Consider the following 7966-nt stretch of genomic DNA (forward strand, 5'->3'; position numbering starts at 1 on the left):
GTTAAGAACAGAAACTCGCATGTAGAGCTTCAAATTGCCAACGAGAAGAGAAAAGCAGCGGAGGCTAACAACCGTGCAGCGCAAGCAAACGCAAAAGCAATTGCTGCTGAATCAAAAGCTCAACAAGATAGCAACAATAACAATTGGAACAGCAGAGTAGACAAAGCGCTACGTTGGCTAAAAGTAGCCTTTCTGGCTATTTTACTCCTAGCAATTTTCATAGCTGCTAGTTTAGGACTTTACTACTTATTTAGATTGGTTACAGAAGAACCAATTATAAAAACAGTAACAGAAACCGTTACTGAAACCGTTGAAAAGGAAGTGATTCCGGAAGAATGTACTCAAGTAAGAAGAAATGGAAAAGTTTACGTTAGTTGCGATGGTGTTACTGTTAAAGGGGCTCCAACGATAGCAGAAAGTGGCGTTGACGAGATTCCAGACCTCATAGAGCAATAAAACTATTGACGCATAAATGACTACTTAGCCCGGAGTAATACCGGGCTTTTCCATGCTAAACGATCCTCAATACGTAAATAAATAATCAGTACGTACCCACAAATTTTAAACAATCACCATTAAGCTTGCTCAGCGAGCTTGGTATTTCCCTTTATTTTTACAACATAAGTCGTCGCGAAAATCAGTAGAGAAAATAGCCCACATAAGTAGATGGGATACTGAGGGTTCAAGGTTGAAGTAAACGCAAGTAATGAAGCGACGCCATAGCCTAGAGTATGAGACATAGCGATGTACCCTGCGGCTGCGCCCGGTGTACCACTTTGCTTTTCAGTGGCAAACAACGTGTAAGCAGGAACAAGCAACGCTGCGCCAATCGCTGTCAGTACCATCGCCACAGCTAACGCCCACATACTGGGAATCAAGAACACTCCAAAGCCGACAAGCAAACCCAATGCCCCCCAACGGTACATAACAAACGGTGTCAGCTTTTCTTTTTTGATAACCAAGAGTTGAGTAGCAAAAGTACAGGCAGCACTGATAGTCAAAAGAATCCCGATCGTGTCACTTATTTGATCGGTAGGCCAACGGGTGATCGAATAGATCAGTGGAGAAAAACTGTATTGCAACAACGCGACTGCGGCACACAACAACATCCCGCAAGATAAAAAAGGCAGTAATGTTTTATTCGGTAACCAAGGTGCTTGCCCTATTCCTTCTGCCTTCCGAGTTTCTTCTTTAGGGGTTGGTAACAACATCGTGACAAGTAAAGCAACACACGGCAAAAAGATCATCACGATCAGGGGAGCAAAAGGCGATAACTTTAACGCTAAAATGGAGACCAAAGGCCCAATTAATCGACCAACACTTAGGCCAAGACTCACCGAAGTAATAGCCTGTAAACGGTTTCTCTCACCACACAACAATATCGCCCAATGTTGACTCGCGGGCACCATTCCAGACACCGTACAACCATAAATTATTCGCGCCACCACCAGTCCGATCAAACAAAACACTAGCGCCTTTTCTTGGTCACTATTCATCGCAAAAAAAAACAAAAAAGCAAAGCTGACGGCCATGCCTACCAATGCCTGAATGACGACTTGTTTAGGTCCATATTTGTCGCTCTGCCTTCCCCAAAAAGGCGCAGATGGCAGAAATAATATGCTTCCTATTGCGATAAGAATCGACCACGTAGGCAAGCTAAATGAAGACTGTTCCACAAGAAAAGGCAGGGAAACGAGTAAGCCGTTTTGCCCAATTCCCATAAGAGCCGAAGCAAGACCAATAGCCAATAGTTGAAATTTTTTATTTTGTATCACAGACATAAACTCGAAGGCGCTAGATAAGGTTGGTAGGTTCGTAGTGGGCACGAGCACATTACAATGATAAACAGATTGATTTAGCGAATAATTATCATTTTGATTTCACTGTGTTACATTAGCGGCTAGCAGCCCATAACTCAACTTCATATTGCATTATGTACACACTTACCAATGCCTCGTTCGAAATCGACGGTAAGAAAATCCTTTCGCCAACGACTTTGACCTTTGAACCAAAGAAGATCACCACCTTGCTTGGTCATAATGGATGTGGCAAATCGACACTCATTAAACTGTTAAGTCGACAAAATACGCCAACAGAAGGTGACGTTTTCTTCAATGAGCAACCACTCGCCTCATACAGTAACCTTGAATTTGCACACCAAGTCGCCTACCTGCCGCAGCACCCACCGATTACTGATGGCGTGACCGTTCGTGAACTGGTTTGCTTTGGCCGTTATCCATGGAAAGGCGCATTTGGACGTTACAGCAAAGATGATTATGCCATCGTAGACGAAGCGATTGAGAAAGTTGGCCTTAATGCCTTTTCTGACCGATTTGTCGCAACACTTTCCGGCGGAGAAAGACAAAGAGCTTGGGTCGCCATGCTACTTGCTCAGCAAAGCCAATGTATTTTGCTTGATGAACCAACCTCAGCACTCGATGTCGCGCACCAGCATGAATTGCTCGCTTTGATCAGAGAGCTTAATCAGTCACTCGGCTTAACCGTGATCATGGTGCTTCATGATGTCAACATGGCCGCCAAATTCAGTGATCATTTGATTGCGCTTCATTCTGGGAAAGTGATTGCTTCCGGTTCGCCTAAAGATTTGATGACGCCAGAAACACTAATGCAAATCTACGGAATGGAGCTTGCGCTCTTTAAACACCCTGAGACAGGGCAACCTATCAGCTACATCCCTTAAATCAAAAGGAACCTGTTGTGAAAAAGTTCATCACCATGCTGTTCACAGTATTAGCTTTCAACGCCCTTGCTCTAGAGAGCGTTCACGCACTAGAAATCAAACATGAAATGGGCAGTGTCTCTTTCGATGCTACACCTAAAAAAGTGGTGGCTTTAGATTGGGCACTCACCGAAACCGTATTAAGCCTAGGCGTTGAGTTGCAAGGTGTGGCAGACGCACAAGGTTATCAGCAATGGGTGGTAAAACCTGCGTTAAATGCAGACGTGACAGATGTGGGATCTCGAAGAGAACCAAACCTAGAGCTACTAACAGAACTCAAACCTGACGTCATTTTAATCAGCGAGCATATGGCGGCGGCCTACCACCAGCTCAATAAAATCGCACCTGTCTTGGTTTACAGTGTCTACAGCAAAAAGAAACAACCTCTTGAATCCGCAACTTCGGTTACCCTCTCTTTAGGCAAGCTATTTAACAAAGCACAACGCGCCCAACAAGTGATTGATGAGACAAACAAGAGATTAAGCGATAATGGTGAAAAAATACGTGCCGCAGGCAACTCAGACAAACCACTGATTTTTGCACGCTTTATCAACGACAAAACCTTACGCATTCATAGCCAAGGTTCATTAGCGCAAGCCACCATAAGCAGCATGGGCCTTAAAAACGACTGGCAAGAGCAGACAAACCTCTGGGGTTTTACCACTACAGGTACTGAAAGGCTCGCTGAACACCAACAGACGAATGTGATGATCTTTGGCCCGCTAACGGAAGAAGAGCATAAGAAACTGACTCAATCCCCTCTTTGGCAAGCGATGGCGTTTACACGTACAGACTCCGTTTACGAACTTCCTACCATCTGGACCTTCGGTGGGCTAATCGCTGCTCAAAGGTTTAGTGACCACATTACCGAACTTCTTATCCAAAAATAATGGCTACCGTAAAGATCGAAAAAACCGTCACAGGGCGATTCAATATCAAGGCAGCGGCACTACCTCTCGCTGCTGTTTTGTTGATCAGCTCGCTACTGCAAATTACCGCTCCTTACTCGCAAGGGGTTGGCTTGATTTGGGATACGCTGTTTCACTTTGATTCTTCAAATTATCAGCATCTGATTACTCACCTCACCTATTTACCTAGGCTTACCGTCGCTCTCATTTGTGGTTTTGCACTGGCAGTCGCTGGGTGTGTGATGCAATTTGTACTGCGTAATCCCATTGCCTCACCTACCACATTGGGTGTTGCTGCGGGCGCAGAACTCGGCATGGTATTAGGGATCCTTTTAATTCCTGCTAACCTAGCTATCCCAGGGTTTATTCCCGCTTTCATCGGGGGCTGCCTTGCAACAGGCTTAGTTTTTACCTTAAGTTCTGCACGAGGCTTTTCACCATTACACATGGTGTTAGCCGGTATGGTGGTCAGCCTATTTTTAGGCTCACTCAACACCATGTTGCTCATGCTGCATGAACAACGGCTTACCAGTATTTTTGTTTGGGGTGCCGGTGTACTGAATCAGAATGATTGGTCGAGCGTGCAGGTTCTCATACCTTTAGTCTCGATCCCGACGCTGTTATTACTGGTTTTACAGCGTCCATTATCAGCGCTGCAATTTGGTGATAATGTCGCTACTTCACTTGGTGTAAACATCAAACAAATCAAATTGCTTTGCTTATCGTTGGCGATTTTTATTACTGCAGCCGTAGTCAGTGAAGTAGGCTTAATCGGATTCGTTGGCATTGTGGCTCCTGCTATCGCTAGGCTTATCGGTGTAAGAGCACTCGCGAAACAGATTCTGGTCAGTGGGTTGGTAGGCAGCTTCATTCTATTGATTGTGGATTTAGTGATTCAGCCCTTCTCTGGCTTCGGTGGCGAACTGCTCCCTACCGGCGCAATGACGGCGCTACTGGGTGCTCCTTTCTTATTGTGGTTACTGCAACGTACCAAGCTGCAGTCCGATCTCAAAAACCGCAGTGAAACCATTGAGCACTACAAATTCGTCAGTACGCGTAAAGTACTGGCCGCGATGTCAGTGCTATTGACGGTAATGTGTGTTCTTGCTCTTACAGTAGGTAAAAACCAGTTTGGTTGGAATCTTGAACTCAACTCATCGCTATTCGATCTGCGTCTACCACGTGTATTAGTCGCGCTATTGGCAGGGATCGGGCTTGCGTTTGCAGGCACGATTATTCAACGCATCTCAAACAACCCAATGGCGAGCCCCGAAGTATTGGGGATCAGCTCAGGGGCTGCTCTGGCGTTAGTGCTCGGCACACTATTTGGCACTGCAGTCGGCCGAGAAGAGCAAATGCTGCTTGGTACACTCGGTGCAACTTCAGTGACTGCCGTGGTTTGGTTAATGGGAAGAAAACACAATTTCGCCCCAACGCAAACCTTGTTAACAGGCATCGCGCTAAGTGCAGGGCTCGACGCTCTATTGCGCATCACAATGAGCTCGGGTAATGAGAATGCAACCGCGCTCCTCACTTGGCTTTCAGGCTCGACTTATTTAGTCGCTAATCAAGATGTCATTTTGCTCGCCGTTGGGGTTGCCATCATCAGTGCAGTGGCGCTGTCTTTGAATCGCTGGATAGAGCTGATTAACTTAGGCGACGTCACCACAAGCAGCCTAGGTATGAACACAACCGCTGTTCGATTGGCTTTGCTTTTGCTAGTCGCGGCACTAACAACTCTGTGCACCATCGTCATTGGGCCATTAAGTTTCATTGGATTATTGGCGCCACACATGGCGCGTTCGCTTCACCAATATCGCGCGATTCCTCAAATGCTCACAGCAGCATTATTAGGCGCTATCATCATGGTGGCTGCAGACTGGATTGGTCGTACGCTATGGTTCCCTTGGCAGTTCCCGGCAGGTCTATTAGCCTCTCTGATTGGTGGCGGCTACTTCCTCTATCTAATGAGAAAATAAGCACACACGAGAAATCACTTTCTCCGCTTAAAGCCCCGTTTGAAGCCTCTATTTGAAGCCTCTATTTGAAGTCGAGGCTTTAAGCGGGCTCTCTTCTTACTCATTGACACACTTGCCAACAAAGCTATCAATAACCGATCAATTCCCAATCAACCGCTAAATTACCAACCAATCTATCCATTGCAACAGGTCGATTAACATTGTCTTTTGGTTACAAAAACACAATTTATGGTATTTAAGCCTTTTTGTGTTTACCATGGAATCAAGATTAAACACATACTCTGAGCGTCATGGACATAACGACAATTACAAAGCTCCAACAAAATTTGTTATTCAAGGTCATCGCGAGGCTAAAAGCCGACAACGCGAAAGCGGGAAGCAGCCTAAATGAATCATCTTTGGCGCAGCAATTCGAAGTATCAAGAAGCCCTATTCGAGCGGTGCTAAAACACTTGTCAGCGCAAGGCATCACTAAAGTCGTCCCTTATAAAGGGTCTGTATTACAAACCGATGCGGCAGATATCGAAATTTCAGGCCAAGACAACGACCAAGAACCTCGCCAAGAACAATTATACCTGCGCGTACTCATGGATTTATTTTTTAGTGAGTTAGGTCAGTCGTTTTCCGAGAAAGACCTGCAACAACGTTATGATGCCAATCGTGGTGAGATGCAAAGCGTACTGCGCCTGTTAGAAAGCGATGGTATTTTTCGTCGCAGTCCAGGATACAAATGGCAGCTTGATGGTGTGTTGAACACCTTAGAAAGACACACCGAAAGTTATCGCTGTCGACTCATTTTCGAGCCTGCAGGCCTACTCGAACCAACATGGACACTTGATAACAGTGCAATTGAAAGCTGCCGAGATCGCCATGCTCAAGCGATTAACGCCCCAGAATCAGTCAACGCCAGTCAACTCTTTAGCCTCAGTGCCGAGTTTCACGAGCAACTTGCCGCATGTTCAGGAAATCGCTTCTTATTGAGCACCATGCAACAACATAATCGCCTACGTAAAGCGACCGATCTCGTCTCGATGCACATTCAATCTTCGGTCACTAAATCGTGCCAGCGTCGCCTAGAGATCATCGAATTGGTGCTCGAAGGTGACAACCAAACGGCCTCGACAAAATTAGCTCAGCTACTGGAAAATGACATTCGAGTCATGAAACGCACCTACAACGACGTAATGACGGTCTCTATGGAGCAGCGAGAAAGTTTAATCAACAGTATCATTGCAAAAAACAGTTAACTACGTGAGCAGTCAAATCATGGCTGCCCTTATCGTGTCCTTCTACCATCGAAAATGCCATTCTGACTTCATGAACACACGAGGCCTGTTTACCTTTCGTTGTTAAATTTTGTTCAAAAGATCAACAGGCCCTAATACCTGCACTTTCACACCTTCTGAATTATATGGTTCACACCCGCTTAAACACTTGCGGAACAAGGCACTGGCTCTGTTCCGCCCGAGTGACTAACCCCCTCGGCAAACAAGTGTTTCCAAATCTATAAAATAAAATTGCATTTTCATATTGTATTTTTGCAACAAAAACACAATAATAATGATTCTTATTTAGAATTGATAAACTTAACGATAATACTTCGTACTTTAACTATAGAAGTAGTAACCGCTTAGGTGGCGTGAATGCGAACGTATACAAGCTTGAAAGATATCGAGATGAGTATGTTTGGGGCCATAAGTAAGTGACCACGTTAACCTCTTTTCTAATTTAGGAGGCTTCATTTATTACTAACCAGTAAAGATGAACGCTTGTTTACTTATAAAAAACAAAGTCATCGCACAAATATGAGTCTTTGTGCAGCCTTTTATTGATCAAGATTGAGAACAAAATGAAAACCGAAAAAGGAAGTTTCAAGCTTTCCACCGTTACGCTAGCGATTGTCGCAGCAAGCACAGTGTTTACAGCCCAAGCACAAGAATACACAACCGAAGAAAACATGGTGGTTGTCGCAAGCCGAACGCCTAAAGCGATCAGCGATATTCCGGGAACAGTTTGGTACATCGACGCAGATAAAATCGAACAGGAATACCGTGGCGGTAAATCATTAGGTGAAATTCTATCGGCGAGCATTCCCTCTTTAGATGTAAGCAGCGGCGCTCGTACTAACTATGGTCAGAATCTACGTGGCCGTAAGATGCTCGTTATGATCGATGGCGTATCACTGCAATCCTCTCGCCAAATCAGCCGCCACTTAGATTCAATCGACCCATTTAACATTGATCGCATCGAAGTGTTATCGGGTGCAACATCTATCTACGGTGCCGGTGCTTCTGGTGGTGTCATCAACATCATCACCAAAAAAGCACAAGGTGAAGAGT

Annotated in this window: 6 protein-coding genes and 1 pseudogene; 6 read left to right on the top strand and 1 reads right to left on the bottom strand. The window is 45.2% G+C overall.

Annotated elements, in window-relative coordinates; all coding sequences use genetic code 11:
• A pseudogene (locus AB4496_RS18675) lies at positions 1 to 456 on the top strand (hypothetical protein); the annotation flags it as partial.
• A 119-nt stretch (positions 457 to 575) separates the two neighbouring features.
• Here AB4496_RS18675 and AB4496_RS18680 read toward each other — a convergent pair.
• On the bottom strand, positions 576 to 1781 hold the full coding sequence (locus AB4496_RS18680; protein ID WP_102257813.1) for an MFS transporter: 1206 nt from the start codon (positions 1779 to 1781) through the stop codon (positions 576 to 578).
• A 152-nt stretch (positions 1782 to 1933) separates the two neighbouring features.
• On the opposite strand from AB4496_RS18680, the gene AB4496_RS18685 reads away from it, so the two are divergent.
• From AB4496_RS18685 to AB4496_RS18705, 5 genes are all read left to right on the top strand, one after another.
• Complete coding sequence (locus AB4496_RS18685) at positions 1934 to 2701, top strand: ABC transporter ATP-binding protein (protein WP_017104133.1); 768 nt, start codon at positions 1934 to 1936, stop codon at positions 2699 to 2701.
• Between the two features lie 17 nt (positions 2702 to 2718).
• Positions 2719 to 3630, top strand: a complete 912-nt coding sequence (locus AB4496_RS18690) for an iron-siderophore ABC transporter substrate-binding protein (protein WP_017096909.1) — start codon at positions 2719 to 2721, stop codon at positions 3628 to 3630.
• On the top strand, positions 3630 to 5627 hold the full coding sequence (fhuB, locus tag AB4496_RS18695; protein ID WP_102257812.1) for a Fe(3+)-hydroxamate ABC transporter permease FhuB: 1998 nt from the start codon (positions 3630 to 3632) through the stop codon (positions 5625 to 5627). Before AB4496_RS18690 ends, fhuB begins: the two co-directional genes overlap by 1 nt.
• A gap of 290 nt (positions 5628 to 5917) precedes the next feature.
• Complete coding sequence (locus AB4496_RS18700) at positions 5918 to 6874, top strand: GntR family transcriptional regulator (protein ID WP_102257811.1); 957 nt, start codon at positions 5918 to 5920, stop codon at positions 6872 to 6874.
• 602 nt (positions 6875 to 7476) lie between these two features.
• A partial coding sequence (locus tag AB4496_RS18705; RefSeq protein ID WP_372131601.1) for a TonB-dependent receptor plug domain-containing protein occupies positions 7477 to 7966 on the top strand: 490 nt, incomplete at its 3' end.

The organism is Vibrio sp. 10N.222.46.A1 (assembly GCF_041473595.1).
In the GTDB taxonomy this organism is placed as follows: Bacteria; Pseudomonadota; Gammaproteobacteria; order Enterobacterales; family Vibrionaceae; genus Vibrio; species Vibrio tasmaniensis_A.

What these genes read in the sequence shown, in the direction of transcription:
- AB4496_RS18680 (WP_102257813.1), bottom strand. Translation starts at nt 1,781, where the DNA reads ATGTCTGTGATACAAAATAAAAAATTTCAACTATTGGCTATTGGTCTT.
- AB4496_RS18685 (WP_017104133.1), top strand. Translation starts at nt 1,934, where the DNA reads ATGTACACACTTACCAATGCCTCGTTCGAAATCGACGGTAAGAAAATC.
- fhuB (WP_102257812.1), top strand. Translation starts at nt 3,630, where the DNA reads ATGGCTACCGTAAAGATCGAAAAAACCGTCACAGGGCGATTCAATATC.
- AB4496_RS18700 (WP_102257811.1), top strand. Translation starts at nt 5,918, where the DNA reads ATGGACATAACGACAATTACAAAGCTCCAACAAAATTTGTTATTCAAG.